The following is a 290-nucleotide window of genomic DNA, read 5'->3' on the forward strand; positions in this document are numbered from 1 at the left end:
CGGATATCCACTACGATGCCGCTTTCGGCCGTCCGCTCGACTACTATACCGGCCTCGTCTTCGAGATCGCGGCCAAGCGCGTGGAGAGGCCGCTGGCCGGCGGCGGCCGCTACGACCGCCTGCTGACGCTGCTCGGCGCGAAGACGCCGATCCCCGGCGTCGGCTTCTCGGTCTGGCTCGACCGCATCGAGGCGCTGCGGGAGAAGGCCAGATGATCACGCTCGCGCTGCCATCGAAGGGCCGGCTGAAGGAGCAGGCGCTGGACGTGCTGGCCAAGGCCGGCCTCACCG

1 protein-coding gene and 1 pseudogene are annotated in these 290 nt (G+C 70.0%); both read left to right on the plus strand.

Annotation, left to right across the window (positions count from 1 at the left end; genetic code table 11):
* Window positions 1–215, plus strand: a 215-nt coding sequence (locus tag EN851_RS35660; RefSeq protein ID WP_189587375.1) for an ATP phosphoribosyltransferase regulatory subunit, incomplete at its 5' end; no start/stop codon positions are given.
* A pseudogene (hisG, locus tag EN851_RS37610) lies at window positions 212–290 on the plus strand (ATP phosphoribosyltransferase); the annotation flags it as partial. The gene EN851_RS35660 and the pseudogene hisG, both read left to right, overlap by 4 nt.

The organism is Mesorhizobium sp. M8A.F.Ca.ET.208.01.1.1 (assembly GCF_004791315.1).
In the GTDB taxonomy this organism is placed as follows: Bacteria; Pseudomonadota; Alphaproteobacteria; order Rhizobiales; family Rhizobiaceae; genus Mesorhizobium.